This window comes from Acinetobacter sp. LipI_23 (genome assembly GCF_058243045.1).
The window spans coordinates 490,954-507,344 of the sequence record NZ_JBZAYJ010000001.1; the positions used below are offsets into that span (position 1 = coordinate 490,954).

The 16,391-nt window shown below is 43.0% G+C and carries 10 protein-coding genes and 1 pseudogene; 3 read left to right on the forward strand and 8 right to left on the reverse strand.

Features of this window, described 5'->3' with window-relative positions; translation table 11 throughout:
* Positions 1 to 78: 78 nt before the first annotated feature.
* The 5 genes and pseudogenes from AC4CVD_RS02425 to AC4CVD_RS02445 all read right to left on the reverse strand — a co-directional run.
* Positions 79 to 177: pseudogene (locus AC4CVD_RS02425) on the reverse strand (NUDIX hydrolase); the annotation flags it as partial.
* A gap of 175 nt (positions 178 to 352) precedes the next feature.
* The gene (locus AC4CVD_RS02430; protein WP_005400808.1) at positions 353 to 1,363 is read right to left on the reverse strand and encodes a PM1805 family lipoprotein; all 1,011 of its coding nucleotides are present in this window, start codon (positions 1,361 to 1,363) and stop codon (positions 353 to 355) included.
* Positions 1,364 to 1,566: 203 nt separating this feature from the next.
* On the reverse strand, positions 1,567 to 3,708 hold the full coding sequence (gene pta / locus AC4CVD_RS02435; RefSeq protein WP_039890250.1) for a phosphate acetyltransferase: 2,142 nt from the start codon (positions 3,706 to 3,708) through the stop codon (positions 1,567 to 1,569).
* Positions 3,709 to 3,763: 55 nt separating this feature from the next.
* Entirely contained in the window at positions 3,764 to 4,981 is a 1,218-nt protein-coding gene (locus AC4CVD_RS02440) for an acetate/propionate family kinase (RefSeq protein ID WP_005400806.1), read from the reverse strand.
* A gap of 478 nt (positions 4,982 to 5,459) precedes the next feature.
* Positions 5,460 to 6,725: a glutamate-5-semialdehyde dehydrogenase gene (locus tag AC4CVD_RS02445; protein WP_168158291.1), complete on the reverse strand. Its 1,266-nt coding sequence runs from the start codon at positions 6,723 to 6,725 to the stop codon at positions 5,460 to 5,462.
* A gap of 306 nt (positions 6,726 to 7,031) precedes the next feature.
* Here AC4CVD_RS02445 and AC4CVD_RS02450 point away from each other — a divergent pair, with 306 nt between their 5' ends.
* Entirely contained in the window at positions 7,032 to 8,363 is a 1,332-nt protein-coding gene (locus AC4CVD_RS02450) for an alpha/beta fold hydrolase (RefSeq protein WP_490751955.1), read from the forward strand.
* A 58-nt stretch (positions 8,364 to 8,421) separates the two neighbouring features.
* Here AC4CVD_RS02450 and AC4CVD_RS02455 read toward each other — a convergent pair whose 3' ends face one another.
* Both AC4CVD_RS02455 and nagZ read right to left on the reverse strand, forming a co-directional pair.
* Positions 8,422 to 9,297 (reverse strand): class I SAM-dependent methyltransferase, encoded by an 876-nt coding sequence (locus AC4CVD_RS02455; protein ID WP_490751956.1) that lies wholly within the window; start codon positions 9,295 to 9,297, stop codon positions 8,422 to 8,424.
* Positions 9,298 to 9,455: 158 nt separating this feature from the next.
* On the reverse strand, positions 9,456 to 10,472 hold the full coding sequence (gene nagZ / locus AC4CVD_RS02460; protein ID WP_005400802.1) for a beta-N-acetylhexosaminidase: 1,017 nt from the start codon (positions 10,470 to 10,472) through the stop codon (positions 9,456 to 9,458).
* Between the two features lie 241 nt (positions 10,473 to 10,713).
* Between nagZ and AC4CVD_RS02465 the strand changes: the two genes are divergently transcribed.
* Positions 10,714 to 12,909, forward strand: a complete 2,196-nt coding sequence (locus AC4CVD_RS02465) for a carboxy terminal-processing peptidase (protein ID WP_490751958.1) — start codon at positions 10,714 to 10,716, stop codon at positions 12,907 to 12,909.
* Positions 12,910 to 13,169: 260 nt separating this feature from the next.
* Here AC4CVD_RS02465 and AC4CVD_RS02470 read toward each other — a convergent pair whose 3' ends face one another.
* Positions 13,170 to 14,198, reverse strand: coding sequence for an IS701 family transposase (locus tag AC4CVD_RS02470; RefSeq protein WP_007116247.1), 1,029 nt, complete (start codon positions 14,196 to 14,198; stop codon positions 13,170 to 13,172).
* A gap of 80 nt (positions 14,199 to 14,278) precedes the next feature.
* Between AC4CVD_RS02470 and AC4CVD_RS02475 the strand changes: the two genes are divergently transcribed.
* Entirely contained in the window at positions 14,279 to 16,357 is a 2,079-nt protein-coding gene (locus tag AC4CVD_RS02475) for a bifunctional diguanylate cyclase/phosphodiesterase (protein ID WP_005400800.1), read from the forward strand.
* Positions 16,358 to 16,391 lie beyond the last annotated feature (34 nt).

Below are 16,391 nucleotides of genomic sequence, written 5' to 3' on the forward strand. Positions count from 1 at the left end.
AGTTCCCACTTGTTTTTAAGTGAGGACTAAATTAAGGCTTATAGGACGAATTCATAAGGTGTGTTCAGCGGACGCTTACATTTGAATGCCTGCAATAGGATGTTTAAAAACTAATATTTCTGTTCTTTGATTGATATCCCGCAATATAACAGGGACTACTTTTTCTATTAATGTCATTTTCAATTTTATCAATTAGGTCGGTCATTATAGCAATTTAAAAGAATAGAACTTCGGCGAAATAAATGTATACAGCGTTACCGCTGTGATCATTGGCTATACTGGACATAGTCGTATCTATAGCTGTCAGGGTTTTTCTACTGACAATAGCTTGAACCAAATCTGCATGAGCTCATCATGACGCTGTATTGGCTTTAAGCCGAAGTGCTTCCATCTCAATCTCAACCATTTTTTGAGAATTGTCATGTTTATTACTCAACTCAGCAAACCTCTGTCGATCTGGTGAGTCCGATAAGATGATATTACCCATTTCGATTTGGAGATTATTTTCTTCTTTCAACTTTTCACGAGCTGCTGTTGCTTCAGCGCTTTTGAGTGTCACAGTATCGTATTTTTGATTCAGGTCATGAATTCGCGTAGTGGTTTGTTTAACAGCCTTCATAAGCGCATTCCTATTACCGCTGTCTATCGCATGCTGCATGTCCGTAAAAGAATCTTGCGCCTTTTGTTTGGCGGTTTGAGATACGGCTCTAAGTGCAATGAGGTCATGTTTGATGTCTGCGGCATTATCTTGACTCAGATGTGAGGTGCTATGGGGTGGAGTATGAGCCGTAACATTGAGCTCAGGGTCTGATTTTACCTGTTGTCGCGTGTTGTTTAATGCCCCTGAATTCAGTTGAGGGTAAATCATGTGTTGTAAGGCTCTCATTTCACTGATAGAGCTTTGTTGTATGACGCTGATTTCTGCTTCAAGTGCTGTTATACGCTGCATCTGTGGTGGACTTTTAGTATTTTCTTGTGCCAGTTCCACACCAAGTAAATGGACTTGCTTAAATTTCTCACGTAACGCAGCACCTTCTTGGCTTTTGAAGTTTGTTGCATCTAGTGCAGTATTAAACGTAAGAGAATGGGTTTTCAGTTGTTCTAGCAGGGCGGGGATGGTATCGACTTCTTTATTTTGACGAGCCGCTTTAAGCGCATCTTGTGCGTTCAAAATGGCTTGAGAGTTTTTATTCGAAATCTGATCTAGGGCATCAAGATCCGCTTTAATGTCAGCTGGATTGGCTGTACTTAAGTTTTTATATGCTGTGGTTGAGTCTGACGGTGTTTGGTGCTGCTTAGATTCATTACATGCTGTCAGTGAAAATGTTGTCACTATTAGAATTGGAAGCAATTTTTTATTCATTATGAGACCAATGATTTAGAATTTAATTATATCGCTTGAGTATATTGTTTAAGTGTCTGAAAAGTAAAGTCTTACTGTTTTATCTGTGTTTGGGCTATGTTCGTAAATATATAGAAGTTAAGCTTTGGTCATATTGTTGAGCGCTATAAAATAAAAAACCATCCAACTGCTCAGTTGGATGGTTTGGATCACATCAAGTTACTTTAAGCTGTTGCTTGCTGTTCTGCTTGAATTGCAGTGAGTGCAATCGTGAACACGATGTCATCCACCAAAGCACCACGAGACAAGTCATTTACAGGTTTGTTCAAACCTTGCAACATTGGGCCGACGCTTACGACATTGGCAGAGCGTTGCACGGCTTTATAGGTCGTATTGCCTGTGTTTAAGTCAGGGAAGATAAACACATTGGCACGACCTGCAACTTTAGAATCAGGTGCTTTCGAGCGTCCGACACTTTCAACCGATGCTGCATCGTACTGAAGTGGGCCATCAATCAATAGATCAGGACGGCGTTCTTTCGCTATACGTGTTGCCTCAGCGACTTTTTCAACTTCAGCTCCAGCACCAGAGGTACCCGTAGAGTATGAAATCATTGCAATACGTGGGTCTAAGCCGAAGGCCTTTGCTGAATCAGCCGATTGAATCGCAATTTCAGCGAGCTCTTCGGCATTTGGGTCTGGGTTAATCGCACAGTCGCCATACACATAGACTTCATCGGGTAACAGCATAAAGAACACGGAAGAGACCAGTGAGTACTCAGGCGCTGTTTTAATCAGTTGGAAGGCTGGGCGTACAGTATTGGCTGTGGTGTGTATTGCACCTGAAACCAAACCGTCGACTTGATCGAGCGCCAACATCATGGTACCCAGAACGACTGTGTCTTGCAGCTGTTCACGCGCTTGCAGCTCATTCAGTTTACCTTTACGCAGTTCCACCATTTTTTCGACATAGTTTTCACGAATCAAATCTGGATCGATAATTTCTAAATCATGTGGAAGCTCAATACCACGTGCTTTAGCCACTTCTACTACAGCTTCAGGTTTTGCCAATAAGATACAGTGTGCAATGCCACGAGATTGGCAAATAGCTGCTGCTTGAACTGTACGTGGCTCATCGCCTTCAGGTAGAACAATCCGCTTTTTCGCAGCAATCGATTTTTGGACCAACTCATGGCGGAAAGCCGAAGGCGAGAGACGAGGTTGGTACGAGCCATTCAACATTGCCGTTAACCATTCTTCATTGATATGGCTCGAAACAAAACGAGTGACTTGTTCAGCACGTTCCGTATCATCGACCGGAATTTCATTGCTGAGATTGGCTAAGCTCTGCGCCGTGTCGAACGTGCTGAGCGCTGTATGTAAAATTGGTAAGCCTTGCTTAATCGCTGTTTGGCAGAACGCAAGCACTTGCTCGTTTGGTGTATGGTGTTCAGTTAGGACCAAACCTGCCAGTGGAATACCGTTACTGCTGGCTAAGCTGGATGCCAAAAGCACATCGATACGATCTGATGCACTAATGATCAGCTCGCCTGCGACAAACTTATGAAGTTCGTGCTCAATGTTCGATGCAATCAAACTGCTATGCAACACACGACGTTGGTTAGCGTCGCCTTGATTGATCCATTCCGCTTGAATGTGTGAAGCCAAGTCCGACATACGCGGTACGCTAAGCGTGTTGCTAAACGGAACCAAGCCTATTACAGGGAGTTTGTCTGATCCGAGCTTTGGATGGGTCTTTTGGAGCTCAATTATAAATTTATTGGTATCGCTGATTAAACGCAGACTTGGGTCAAACGTCACTGGAATGTGTGCTGAGTCATCGGGCAAGCCTTTGGTGCGCATCAATAACACACCCGCAGTTCGCTCTGAACTCGCACCCCCAAAGTAGCGTAGTTGACTATCGACTTTTTCAGCCGTCGCGCTTGGCTTGTTAATGTCTGCATTACTGACAATAATGACTTTGGCATCGAGTGCTTGCGCAAGTTGTGCATTTAGTTCAGAAGCAAAAGAATCTCGGCTATTCGGGACTAAGCCTTCAACAATAATCAGGTCATGCTTACGCGCAATAGCACGGTGCAAACGAACCGCATCTTCAAGCAACTCATCATTTTCACCTGCACTGAGTTGTTGCAAAATGGTGTGATAACTAATCGGTTCAACGGTTTCGTTTTTTGAAACATGGTGATAGAGCGCTGTGGTACGGTCTGCACCTGTAGTCAGTTCTTGAGAAAAAGGTTTTAAAAATCCAGCCTTAACACCTTGGCATTCCAGCGCATAAACCAAACCCAGACAAGCGGATGTTAAGCCGACGCCTTCCCCAGTGGGCACAAGTAAAATCGTTTTCATATATTTATTCGTCATACAATAATTTAAAACAGACTTGAGGGAATGTAACGACCGCTTAAGCGATCGCTACATTGTCTTCAGACTTTTTTGCAGCAGTTTGAATCACCTCATCGGCCACGGATGCAGTTTCTTTGGCAATACGGCCTTCTTCATCGGTCGGTATAACCCAAATTTGCGGGCCTGTACCTGTATCAATACGACCTTCGGTACCACGTTTTAAACTGTCATTGGCTTCTTTACTCAAGTTAAAACCAAAGTGCGGTAGGAAAGCGACTGTTTTTTCACGAATATATGCCGAGTTCTCACCAATACCACCCGTGAAGAACAAGCCATCAAGACGTGGTAGACCACAGCTCAGTGCGGCCAATGATTTTGCGAGGCGGTAGCAGAACACTTCAATAGCTAAAGTCGCATCTTCATTGCCTTGTTCAGAGGCTTCAATCAAAGTACGCATGTCATTTGATAGATCAGACAGGCCGAGTAAGCCCGATTGGCTATTCAACATTTTATCAATTTTATAAATGTCCCAGCCTAGGTTATTGGCAAGGAAACTATGTAAGCTTGGATCGACATCACCACTGCGTGTGCCCATTACGACACCTTCAAGTGGAGTTAAACCCATTGAGGTATCTACACTTTGTCCATTCCAAATCGCACAAGTAGAGCTACCATTGCCCAAGTGTGCAGTTAACCAGCCCCCTTGTTTAAAGCTACCTGCCAGTTCTGAACCGCGTTCAGACACATAAGCATGGCTCGTACCATGGAAGCCATAGCGACGGACATTGTGTTCAGTGTATAAGAACTTTGGCACAGCATAGCGGTAAGCATGTGCAGGCATAGTCTGGTGGAATGCTGTATCAAATACCGCCACTTGTGGTAGCTCTGGGAATAAACGCATAGTGGCGTCAATCCCAACCAAGTGCGCAGGGTTGTGTAATGGTGCAAGTGGTGTTGCTGCACGAATGCGTTCTACAATTTCTTCTGTTAAAAGCTCAGCTTTGGTCAATGTGCCGCCGTGTACTACGCGGTGACCAATGGCTTGAGGGTTATAATGTGAAAGGCGTTCTAAGATGGTTTCCAATGCTTTTTCATGATCGGCATGTGGAATAGACAATTCAAGGGGTTGACCACCCGCTGTAATACCTTTGATACGAGCGTCAGCAGAACCTAAGTTCTCAGCTAAACCGAAAATACGATCTTCACGACGTTCAGAAACGAGCGCATATTTGATTGATGAAGATCCGCAGTTAATTACTAATACTGATGTAGACACGTTTTAATACCTGATTCTAATTGAATTATCCGTCCTAGAACTGATCTTCATGCAGTACGTTCTTATGCAATCTTGATCATTTTTTATGTTGTATCATGTGTATATTTTTAGTCCTAGATAGACTTTAGGTGATTAGACTTAAGCACTATCGACCGTCTCATGAATAATAATTAAAATTTATCGGTTCATGATTTTCATTTATTCATGAAATGATGCTGAATTATTTATCAGCTTCAACCCTTTAAAAATAACACGCTATCTGCTGAAAAGAGCTGCATATATTGTGGCTTTCCTGTTTATTTTTGATATTTCATTTTTAGATACACGCACAATCACATACGCAATCAACGTGACCATCAAAAAAGCATGATTTCCTCTAGATTTTAAGGATTCGCAGAAGCAGAGAATGTTCAGATATAAAAAATGTTCAGCCCTTTGGAAAGAGCTGAACATAGATATTTAAAAGGTGTCGGATGAGTTATTGTCGAATTTGACCATCACCAAACACAATCCATTTTTGTGAAGTCAGGCCTTCTAAGCCGACTGGGCCACGGGCATGGATTTTATCAGTTGAGATGCCAATTTCTGCACCTAAACCATATTCAAAGCCATCGGCAAAACGGGTCGAGGCATTGATCATGACAGAACTCGAATCCACAGCGGCCAAGAACTCGCGAGCTAGAGAGTAGTTTTCTGTAATGATCGAATCGGTATGGTGTGAGCCGTATTTATTGATATGCTCAATCGCTTCTTCCATACCAGACACTACTTTCACCGCTAAAATTGGACCGAGGTATTCCGTGTACCAGTCTTCTTCGGTTGCTGTTTTGACTGCCGCACCTAAAATGCGCTGAGTTTCAGCACAGCCACGCAATTCTACTTGTTTTTCAGTGTAGAGCTCAGCGACACGTGGTAAAAATTCATCTGCGACTTTTTCATCGACCAGCAAAGTTTCCATGGCATTACATACGCCGTAACGGTGAGTTTTTGCATTGAGCGCAATCGGTAGGGCTTTTTGTAGGTCAGCTTGCGCTTCAACATAAACGTGACAGTTCCCATCCAAGTGTTTAATCACAGGGACACGGGCTTCATTGCTGATACGTTCAATCAGGCCTTTGCCTCCACGTGGAACAATGACATCGACAAATTCAGTGAGTGTAATCAGTTGCCCCACGGCTGCGCGGTCTGCGGTGTTAATGACTTGAACCGCATGTTCAGGTAAACCCGCCAGTTTTAAACCGCGTTGGATGGCTTCAGCAATGGCTTTATTGGATTCGAGCGCTTCAGAACCCCCACGTAAAATAATGGCATTACCAGACTTTAGTGCTAAAGATGCGGCTTCTAAGGTCACATTTGGGCGAGATTCATAAATCATGCCAACCACGCCTAAAGGAACGCGCATCTTACCGAGCTGAATTCCTGACGGGCGATAGGCCATATCAGTGATTTCACCGACAGGATCTTTGAGGCCAATCACATCTTTTAAGCCTTGCAACATGCCTTTAAAGCGTGCGGGAGACAGTTCTAAGCGATCAAGTAAAGCACTGTCTAAGTTGTTGCTGTGCGCTTTGTTCATATCTGCTTGGTTTGCCGCTAAAATAGTGGGCTCACTGTTGACTAAAGCAGTATAAATAGCTGACAACGCGTTGTTTTTAGTTTCGGTAGAGGCACGCGCCAAAATACGAGAAGCTTGACGTGCTTGCTGTCCTACCGTTTGCATATATTGTTCAATCGACTCTTGCATAGCGGTTTGATCACTTAGAAATTTCACAGAAGATAGTAACAGCCTAACACTCGACCGCATAGTCTCTACATGAAAAATCCAGTGTATAGGCAGACTTATACATATTTTGAAATTGTTTTTTATCTAAAACATGATAAGCGGTTGCACAATCTGTTGCGTGTAAAACAGTGCTCTGTATAGAATGAATTTTAGGACATGAAGTCCTTGCATAATTATTACAACACTGAACACCCTGTTGCCGTTGACAGGCGTGGTCGTGCATTTCTTGCAAAACAAAAAGTATAGGCAAGAGTAGAGGGAAGGAACATGAATTCTATGATTCAAAGGGATGCCGAGCTGGATGACGCGAATTTACGCTTAGGTTTTTTTGATGTTTACCATCGTAACAGCTTTAAAGAACCTGCACGAACCACATGGGTTGAGGGCTGGAAAGTCGAATACATGGCGATTGCTCGGCCAGAGTCATTCCATCGCACGCCTATCGTGATTATCGGTGGGGCATTTCAAAACTTTAACTCCTACAAATACTGCGTTGAGCAACTGCTCGATGCTGGTCCGATTGTCCTGATTGATCTGCCTTCAATGGGCGCCAATCAACAAATTCGTAATATCGATACAGGCTTGTCTGCGGGCACCTTAGAACTGGGTGATCTCGCGAAAATGCTCGGTGTTTGGTTAGACATTGAAGGATTAGACAAAGTTTCAGTGATGGGCATGTCACTGGGCTCAGTGGTGGCGTCTTGTCTGGCCGATCAACGACCAGAGCTGATTGACCGTATGATTTTAATGGGCGTGATGCAAAAGACCCGTAAAAGTTGGCGGATGTTGTTGGAAGAGTCATTACATTTAATGCGTGAACAACGCATGGATGAATTTGGTCAGGCCGTGATTTTGTATTTGGTCAATCATGCCAAAATGGATAAAACCAAAATGTCACCCACAGCCAAGCGTTTGTTCTTCAGGCAGATGGCGGAGTTTACGGCAACAGAACAAGAGCGTTATGAAATCAACTGTAATCGTTTGCTTCGCCTCACCGATGTGCCGATTCCACAGTGCAGAGTCTTGGTGGCCTGTGGCCAATATGACAGTTTTACCTTGCCACATGAAAATGCCAATTTTGCGCTGCAATGTCCTGACATGGAATATGCACAAATTGCCAATGCAGACCATGTGCCACAGCTACAACGCCGTAAAGAAACCATGCACTTGTTTGCAACGTTTCTGAAGGACGAGTCCATTCAACACTTAGACGGGATTATCCCCTTTAGTCGAGCACAAATGTTGGAAATGGAGCGCCGTGGTGAAGAGCGAGTTCAGATTCAACAGCCCGAAACTTTCTTAAGCTATCGACATTCGGATTTGGTGATTGCGACAGAAGTGGTGGACTTGAACTACTTTGGGGTGCTTTTACGCTTTGAGTCAGACTTAGCTGCTGTGGCGGCTAAATATCCGCGTGATTTGGCTTTGCACTTGAGCGATGAAGAAGGTGAGTTTCAGATTGAATGTTTAATTTTTGCGGAAGATGGACCGTATATTCGTGCCTTATTTAAACATGGCAGTTTTGAACTCGCGGAGCGATTACTTCGCTTTGTGGGGCGTCAGAAACAAGAACAGACGTTGCTTGAAGCCGTGAGTTAAGTGAACTTTAAAAATATAAAAACAGCGTGTCATCGCTGTTTTTATATGGGGAATAAGTTTATTGCTCGGGTTGATTGGGCTTTTGCCATTGGCTATGTATCAACCAGACCAAGTCGCCTAAGTGATCCTGCTGCTCTAAGTTTGAAGTATCGGCCTGAGTACTATTGAAGGCTAAAGTGGGTTGGTGAACAGTAACAGTATGAAAGCCCGCTTGTTTGAAAAACTGAGCCGCTTCAGGCGGACTGACAAAGTGAAAGCCAAAGGCGCTACGGGACATCCATTTTAACAGCTTGCTACTGCTCCAGATAAAGTTAGCCAGCTTATTTTTCACAGGTTCAGGGTAGAGGTCAGTCAGATAATATAACTGATCAAACTGTTGTCCGTATTGGACAATGCCTTGTAGCAGTTGAGCGAGCATGTCTTTGCTAAAGTAGTTGATCAGACCTTCACTCACCACCACCAGTGGAAGGTTTGGGTCAAACACCTCAAAGGCACGGGCAAAATCTGCACTAAATAAGTCGGCAGACAGAACCGCTGGACTGGCCTGATCGATCTGTTTTAAGGCATGAGTTTTCATTTGTGCCATGTCTGGTAAGTCGAGTTCACGATAGTCAATCTCAGGATACTGTTGGCGAAAGCTCCAGCCACGTGGCGACAAGCCACTGGCAATTTCTAAAACTTGTAAATTTGGATGCTGCTGGATTAGTGTGCTGAGGTGGTCATCAATCATTTGATGACGCTGTTTTAAGGTGGTGCGCATGCTGCCACCGACGTGTTTTTCGGCCCAACTTTCGAGTGGATGCACCAGTTTGGCCAGTAACTTCCCTTTGCGGGTGGCAAATACAGGATGTGAGATGCCCATGCTATACCAAATATAGCCTGTATAGTGTGCAGTAAAAGAGATGTGGCGATGAGCCGATAAAGCATCTGTCATGGTATCCGTACCTGATATTTTGTTGTTTTAGCGTTGTTGTTTGGGCAATGCAGAGCAAGCCTGTTGATTTATTTTGAGTTTATCATAATGAAAAAAGGACATCTTGTGATGTCCCTTTGTCCGAAATATCGCGGTTGAAATGGTCAAAGATGAAGTGCTTAACTTAATCTAAACAGTTCCACTTGGTCGCGTACTTTGGCCCAATCTTCACCTAAATGCAGTGTCGATTGAACGCTGATATTTGGAATCTGACCACGCATGCGTTCTAAGCGAGCTTGGTTTGGCAGCGCCAGTTGGTTGATTCCCTCCAAGGCTACACATGCGGATGCTCGGTCATTACACACCAGTCCCATGTCACAGCCTGCATGGAGTGCGGCTTGAATGCGGGAATCTGCACCACCTGCAACACATGCGGCCTGCATGCTTAAATCATCTGAGAATAAGACACCATCAAAGCCCAGTTGCTGACGTAGCACGGTTTGAATCCAATACGGCGAAAAACCTGCTGGGTTTGGATCGACTTGGTCATAAATTACATGGGCAGGCATGAGTGCGTCTAACTGCGGCATCAGTTTGATAAAGGTTTGCATATCTTTGGCATAAATTTCATCATACGTGCGTGAGTCGATGGCTGCTGCGACATGTGAGTCTGCTTTGACTGAACCATGACCGGGGAAATGTTTGCCTGTTGATGCCATGCCTGCGGCTTTCATCCCTTTTAGGAATGCACTGGCCAGCGGTACGATGTCTTGAATATTTTTGGCAAAGCCACGGTCACCAATCACATCACTGATGTCATTGAGGTCGAGTACAGGGGCAAAGCTAAAGTCGATACCGACGGCAAGAACTTCTGTTGCCATCAACCAGCCAGATTGTTCTGCCAAGCTTAAGGCTTTTTCAGGTTCGCTTAAGAATAGCTCGCCAAACTTACCCATTGCTGGAAGTAGGCTAAAGCCCTGTTTTAAGCGTTGAACGCGTCCGCCTTCTTGATCGACAGCAATCAAAATATCAGGACGAATTCGGCGCATATGGTCGGTGAGGGCGCGAACTTGTGCAGGAGATTCAATATTTCGTCCAAATAAAATCATGCCACCGACTTGCGGTGCTTGTAATAGTGCAATATCTTCTTGAGTAAGTTCTGTGCCTGCGATGTCGAGCATCAATGCGCCAATCATATTGGGTGTCCGTATTTGATTTTTTGGTCAGTGACTGTTTTGGCTCTGAAATGAGAGCGAAACAGGTCGTCGAAAACAATACCCGAATTTTGCAATGATTTGCTACATTTTGTCAGCACAGATTATGATAAAACTACACGACATAAACAGATTAAGTTGTTTAAGATTTTGAATATTCTCAATTCATGTCGAAAAATGACATTGTAATTTTGGTCAAAAACCAAGGAACTAAGAATTATTTATGAAACTTCAAACCATTGCTTGTGCGGTTGCAATTGCAACGGGTGGATTCTTTTTCACTCATGCCATTAATGAAGCCATTGCAGCGACTGAAACTACCGCTGTAACCAAACAAGCTATTGTTCCGTCGCAGGAGCAGGCTTTGGTGTCTCGTCAACTGGCGACCTTGGTTGACCGTCAACATTATCTCAATCAACGTTCAGATGCGAAAACATCGGCGCGTATTCTCGATTTCTATCTGGACAGTTTAGATCCAGACCATTCGCTGTTTCTTGCCTCTGAAGTAGAGAGTTATAAGCGTAAATATGGCTCAAACTTAGGTGCGGCTTTAAAAGCAGGGGACTTAAGTGGACCGTATGCGATTCATGCACAGTATCGAGATCGTTTGACCCAGTTTTATACCTATATGCTGGATGAGCTGAAAAAGCCGCAGAACTTAAAACAAGCCAATGTTTATATCGAAACGGATCGTGAAAAGGCACCGTATTTTGCCAATGAAGCGGCGCAGCGTCAGCATTGGAACAAAATGTTGGTTTCGCAGCTGATTAATTTGACCATTAGCAAAGAAGAAGAGTTGGCGAAGCAAAAAGCGCTTAAAGCCAACCCAGAATTGGCCAATGGACAAGATCTCACTAGCTCGGAAGATTTAACCCCAGTACAAACCTTAACCAAGCGTTATATGCGCCAGTTAGAACGTATTTCACGGGTGAAAAGTGATGATGTGTTAGACAAAACACTCAATGCGATGACGCTTACCTATGATCCGCACAGTAACTATTTCCCACCTGTCGATGCAATGGAATTGAACCGCCAGACGACTTTGCAGCTTGAAGGGATTGGGGTGTCGATTCGACCTGAACGGGGCAATGAAGACTACACCAAAATCGAAACCATTGTGGAAGGTGGTCCAGCGAGCAAGTCAGGACAGGTGAAGTCGGGTGACCGCATCATTGGTGTGGCACAAGATGGCGAAAAAATGGTGGATGTCATCGGTTGGCCGAGCAATGAAATTGTGGGTTTAATCCGTGGTAAACGTGGTACCAAAGTCACCATACGGTTACTCGGTTCAGGTGCGCCGATGAGCCAAGCACGTAATGTGACCATTACCCGTGACGTCATTCAAGAAGAAGATGCTGGGGTACGTTCACGTACCGTGAATGTAACGCGTGATGGACAACAATACACCTTTGGTTTGATTGAAATTCCGTCTTTCTATTTGAACTATCGTGCACGTCGTGCGGGCACAGAATATCGCTCTGTATCTGAAGATACCAACAATGCGCTGAAAACTTTAGCGGCCAAGAATGTCTCAGGGATTATTATCGACTTACGTAATAACCCAGGGGGTTCGCTTGAAGAAGTGGCTCGCATGCTTGGACAGGTGATTAAGTCAGGTCCTGTGGTGCAAATTCGAGATGGTAATGGCAATGTGAGCGTTTTCGAAGACGATGACAATGGTGCGCAAACCTATGCGGGTCCATTGGCAGTGATGGTGAATTTAGCATCTGCATCTGCAAGCGAAATTTATTCTGCTGCGATTCAAGACTATGAACGTGGCATTGTGATTGGTAGCACCACCACAGGTAAAGGAACCGCACAAGTTCAGCTCGACAACTTGGCGCATGGTCAAGCGACACTAACGCAACGTAAGTTTTACCGTGTAACGGGTGGCAGTACGCAGAACAAAGGCGTGATTCCAGACGTGAAGCTGGTAGATATTTACAATGAAGAGTTTGGTGAGCGTAAAGCGAAAAATGCGCTTGAATGGGATACGATTCCAACTGCGCCGTTTAAACGTGAAGGCAGTATCACACCGTATGTAAAACGTTTAGGTGAGCTGTCGCAAGCACGCGTTAAAGTCGACCCGCAGTTTAACTATCTTGAACAGCGTAAAGACATCTCGAAAAAGACCGAAGATCAAAAACGTGTGGTTTTAGATATTGATCAACGTAAAGCTGAATTGTTGGCACTGGAAAAACAGACTTTAGACTCGGAAAACAAGCGCCGTCAGATTGCAGGACAAAAGCCTTATGCAAACTGGGAAAGCTATCAAGCTTCTATGGAAGCTTTGGTTGAAGCACGCGCTAAAATGAAAGCGAATCAACGTCCTGCATTGCCTGAAGAGGAAGCATTTGTGACTGAATCTGCAAATGTCTTGTTAGATTATGCCAAGTTGCAAAAAGGCACTGCAAAATAGTTTAATCTCTGACGCAATGTATTAAAAAGCCAGTTTCGACTGGCTTTTTATTTAAATTGTGATTCAAAACACAAATGTGGGATTGGCAGGCTGCCAAAGCAATCTGCTAGGTAAAATAAATCTATAAATTCTAATGATATCTCTGTGATTTTTTCTTGACCTGAACCTGTTTGTATAAGATTCTTAATCGGGTAGTAATGCTTTTCGCCTTTGATAAAAAGGATATAAATGAAGAAAAAGAGAATAGGACTTACGCACTATTATTTATAGATTCTCTGTGGTAGCAGATGATTTTTATCGAGAATAAAGTCATCAATGAAGTTTTTGATAACTGGTCTAAATAATTTCTTCTGCCAACGATATACATTTTCAAAGATCCGCTCAAACTGGTTCTTTTGTATCTCGACGTAGGCCATCAAGGCTGAAAAAATATGATTCAAAATCAGTTTAGATCGTCTTACTTGAAACTTTTCAATATGACAAACCTGTTTAATCACCCGGTGATATTGCTCTATTTTCCAATGACTTGAATGTAATTCATGAAAACCCTCAAAGGACAATAAATCATCTTCATCTTGATGCACAATATAAAACCTCTGCTGTTCTTTTAACTGAGTCTTAAATAATTGTACAAAGCCAAAATCTTTGAGCCAGACCACTTGACCCTGATGGAAATTTGGCAATAAACGCAGTTGAAACCATTGTCCTTTTTCTGGGGAAACCTTACGGTTACAGTCGATACCAAACATAAATCGAATACCATATTTTCTTATGGTTTTTAGATTTCCAGTCGATGAATACCAACTATCACCTGTAATAAATTGAATCTTTGCACCCCAACTGAGTACTTCACTTAACATATCCATAAAGTAATCATTCTTGGTTTTACTTTCAGATTTGTCATAAATTCGGAAATTAATTGGAATATTTTGACCATTCTGATCTGTCGCATACAAGGTAATGAGATTAATACCCTTGACGGATCGGTGGTGTTTGCCTGACCAAAAATAGCTAACCAAGTCCATATGTTGACTATAGGGTTTATCTAAAACAGTATCATCAATACTGACTATAAGTTTATTATTATCAATATGTTGAATTGCTTCTTGATATAGGTCGTGAGGTGTGTAGTCTTCACGTTCTAGAAAGCGATTTACACTATCATGCGAGATGTTATAAGTCTCGGCAAGTTGTGTGCAGCTAATAGAGTTCGGTTCTGTCATGAGAAAGCCCATATAAATGGGTAATGTACAAGTTGCTGTAGAAGCATGTTTAATTCGTCTGATCACAGATACTTTATAAAGTATTTTAATACTTTTTTGAATCCGTCAATGCGTAAGTCCTAGAGAAATTAATACGGACATTTTATATGATGCATGTGCATTACGATTTTAGTTTGGTATTAGGTTCAATTGTTGTGGCATTGTTGGCGTGTTTTTTTGCAGTGTCGACCGAACGCTTATTATTTCGTGCTTGGCGTAAAAAATTTCAAACAGCGCTCATTTTACTCAGTAGTTTTTTCTTAGGCTGTGCCATTTGGGCCATGCATTTTGTGGGCATGTTGGCTTGTGATTTGCCGACGCATAGTTATTTTGACCCTGCACTGACAATTCTTTCTTTTTTTATTGCTTTTATTGCATCTGTTTTTTCAATTTGGTTGACCACGCGTCAGACCTTACCTTTTTTAAGATTGGTTTTGGGGTCGGTATTGATGGGGCTTGGTATTTCGGGCATGCATTATACTGGCATGATGGGTCTGATTATTGAGGGCTATCAGAGTGTTTACGATCCCTTGCTGACAGTTTTCTCTATTTTACTTGCCATCAGTGGCTCGGGTTTAACCTTTTGGCTGATCTTTAAATATAAAAGTGCGGTCAGCAAAAAACTGTTGTACCAATGGTATGTTGCAGGGATGATGGCCTTGACCATCGTAAGTATGCATTATACTGGTATGCTTGCAGTCTCGTTCTATCCAACCAATAGTGACAAACTGGTCATGACCCTTGAAGCAGGTCAAAGCATCGTTTTATTTGTTGTTATCTTTATTACCTGTTTGATTTTGGTGGCAGCATTTGTTGTTGCGGTGCTGGAGCAGCGTTTAGAAGAGCGCAATATTCAACTTTCTCTGGCCAATAAAGAGCTGGCAAATCAGGCTGTACAGGACAATTTAACCAAGCTGCCCAATCGATTGTATTTGGCGGAATACGCCCATTTTTTGTTTACAGATCAACGCTTCCGCAATGAAAGCATTGCCTTTTTATATATCGATTTAGACCGCTTTAAAGCCGTAAATGATGTCTTTGGGCATCATGTTGGGGATCAATTATTGGTTCAACTGACCACACGAATTCATCGTCACTTAAGTAAAAATGAAAAAATTCTCAGAATTGGTGGGGATGAGTTTCTGATGGTGCTGGAGCAGGCCACTCCTGAGCAAGCGTGCCAAATGGCGGAGCACGTGCTGGAGTTGATTCAAGATAGCTTTTTGATTGCGGGTAAAGAAATCAATGTGTCTGCGAGTATTGGTATTGCGATGTATCCCGAACATGGTAGTAATTTGCAAGATTTATTGATTAATGCCGATGCAGCGATGCTGACCTCAAAATATCAGGGACGAAATACCTATTCTATTTTTAACTACAGCTTTGACCAACAAGAAGCGAAAAGCCAAACTAAGCTGATCAATGACTTATATAAAGCAGTAGAAGAACAACAGTTTGTTTTGTATTACCAGCCTAAATTTACCATCCAAGATCAACGGATTTGTGGAGTCGAGGCGTTGATTCGCTGGAAGCATCCGACTTTAGGCTTGCTGACCCCCAATATGTTTATTAAAGGCGCGGAGAAAACGGGACTGATCATCCAAATGGGGTATTGGGCTTTGGAGCAAGCATGTAAACAACTGCAAATCTGGGAACGAGAGAAAATTGAACTGTATCCAATTGCTGTGAATTTATCGGCGGTGCAGTTTGAGCATAAGCATTTATTTAATAATCTTGAGCATCTTTTTGATAAATACAAAGTCAATCCAAATCATTTAATTATTGAAATCACTGAAAGTACGGCCATGCACCATATCGAAGCTAGCATTCGTACCTTACAGCGTTTACGTGAAATGGGGATTCGTTTGGCGATTGATGACTTTGGGACAGGACATTCTAGCTTTTTATATTTAAAAAACCTACCTGTAGATGAGTTGAAGATTGATCGCGGTTTTATTCATGAGCTGACTGTTGGCTCAAAAGATGAAATGATCTTAGAAAGTATTGTTCATCTAGCGATTCGCTTAGGCTTAGTCGTGACGGCAGAAGGTGTAGAAAGTCCTTTGCAAATGGAAATTTTATCGCGTTTAGGCTGTCAGCAATTACAAGGCTATTTGTTGGGTATGCCTATGGATGTTAAGCGCTTAGAAGAGTTTGAGTATACGTCGTCAACTTATTTCAATTAAGCGATATCTACAATTTGTGCCGATGGCTGATCGC